General features: G+C 57.4%; 2 protein-coding genes. One reads left to right on the plus strand and one right to left on the minus strand.

The annotated features are described in order from the left end of the window. Window positions 1–807: 807 nt before the first annotated feature. A complete protein-coding gene (locus tag EOC06_RS04335; protein ID WP_128307172.1) occupies window positions 808–1,317 on the plus strand; it encodes a ferritin-like domain-containing protein in 510 nt (169 codons plus the stop codon). Between the two features lie 244 nt (window positions 1,318–1,561). Here the strand turns inward: EOC06_RS04335 and EOC06_RS41665 are convergent. Beyond that, a partial coding sequence (locus tag EOC06_RS41665) for an SIR2 family protein (RefSeq protein ID WP_245469326.1) occupies window positions 1,562–2,010 on the minus strand: 449 nt, incomplete at its 5' end.

Here is a 2,010-nt window from a genome sequence, read left to right on the forward strand (position 1 = left end):
GACTGTAATACACTCGCCTCCCTCTCCGCGGAATTCCACGATCGGAGCCTGGTCTCGGCTGACGACAATTCCCATCATCTGCATACGAACCTCCTTCGACTGCAGCGGGCAGCCGAAACTCAACTCAGCTCGGCCGTCTAATCCTTGACATAAGCCCCAGGCTGACGACCGCCTCTGGGCGCCTTGGCGTCTTTCGAATGCTCGGCCATCGCAGGGCCTGCTCCGGAGACTTTCTCTGCGGCCGGTGACGGTGTCGCCGGCTTAGACGAGGTCCTGCCGCCCGATTTTTCGGGGCGTGGTGATATGCCAGCTGAAGAATTGTCTGAAGAAGTCATGGCTCGTTTCCTTAGCTGCGAAACTTCCTTACCAACCTCCGAAATGCCCTGACGTTCCATTGCGATCCCTTCGTGAGATAAGATCTCCGCAGGTGAACATGCCTCGTCCCTGGACGCGCATCAGGTAGGGGTTGATTTCGCAAGCGAACGGTAAAATGCGAAGCCGCTCCGGCGAGATACAGCTTAGCCCTACATGGCAGCGCGGGCATCAGAATACGAGCCGACGCGAAACAGAGGTCCATCCGTCGCCGAACCCGCGACAGGCAGCAGGTTCGGTCATTTCTGCAGAAATGCGTTTGCCAGCTTGGACACAGCGGCAGTGCGCGTACCGCGCTATTCTCTCCTGGTGCCGAGAGCCTGATTGCAGCGCCGACTGGGAAAAGCCTGCGACACAGGCTGACTCCGCAGGTCAAACTATGAGGAACAATATCTCCCTTTGAAAGTTCTGGCCGACCTATGAAGGAGATATGAAATGTCAGAATCGCGCGAATGGCTTGTCCAATGGCTCAGGGATGCTCACGCCATGGAGGAGCAGGCCGAGACCATGTTGAATGGGCAGTTGAACCGAATTGAGAACTATCCTGAGCTCAGCGAACGGATTCGCCAGCACGTCCAGGAGACCAGGCAGCAGGCTGCTCGGCTGGAAAACTGTCTCGACCGCATCGGACAAGAATCTTCCACACTGAAGGATGCCGGCGGCAAGCTGACGGCAATGGCGCAGTCGCTCAGCGGTGTCTTCGCCGGTGACGAAGTGATGAAAGGATCGCTTGCAAGCTACACGTTCGAGCACATGGAAATCGCCTCCTACACAATCCTTATCGCCGCTGCCAAATCGCTGGGTGAAGCAGAGGTCGCCCAGGTCTGCGAAGAGAACCTGCGTGAGGAAGTCGCAATGGCGGACTGGTTGAAAAGCCATATTCCAACGACAACCGAGCAGTTCCTGGCGCGGGCCGACTCGGAGAGTGAAAACGCCAAGCGTTGATCAGCCGGTAGCGTATCGCTAAACAAGCTCGCCCTTGCGCCGAAGCTCGGCGCAAGGCGCATCGAGGTTGAGCGTTACCGCTGAAAGGCACTTCAAAGTAGGCAGTGCGTGAGTAAGTTTTCCGATTAGCTCTCCGTGCCGCGATAGTATCCTTGACGCCAATTGAACTTGAAATTCCGGACGGAATTCTCTGCCATGTGCCGCTCCTTGAGAGCCCGCCGAACTGCCCATCATACGGATGTTGCTATCGCCCACTTTTTGGCGACAGTTCCCCATCCCCAACCATCTCCGCCAGCCGGCTGAGGAAGTCCACCAAAGCAGCTTGCGGCTCGTCGATTTCGCCGACCACGACCGAAATGCCCCAACGTCCAAGCACGGCCTCCTCCATAGGGTTTCGGCTGGTCATGAAGATAAACGAGGGCGGGCGATCTTTCTCATAGCCGGACCGATGCCACGTCTGCCAGAGACGGTGCAGCAGCAACCGAATGTTTGGGTCGGAAAGGCTATAGCCAATGAAGAGGATCGTGCTGCCGAGCGCATCCGAGCGAAAACGCACGTCCAGCGGAGAATTGAAGGAGAGACGATCGAGGTAGTCCGTTTCGGTGAGGACGAGGGACGAATCCTCGTCGAAATCACCATGGAACTTGACGATGTGGGTAATGCCTTGGCGGGCCTGCGCCACATCGCGTGCAT

It is taken from the genome of Mesorhizobium sp. M7A.F.Ca.MR.362.00.0.0, assembly GCF_004023175.1.
In the GTDB taxonomy this organism is placed as follows: Bacteria; Pseudomonadota; Alphaproteobacteria; order Rhizobiales; family Rhizobiaceae; genus Mesorhizobium.

Bases quoted from the DNA above. Each gene is read 5' to 3' on its own strand.
- EOC06_RS04335 (WP_128307172.1), top strand. From the start codon at position 808: ATGTCAGAATCGCGCGAATGGCTTGTCCAATGGCTCAGGGATGCTCAC.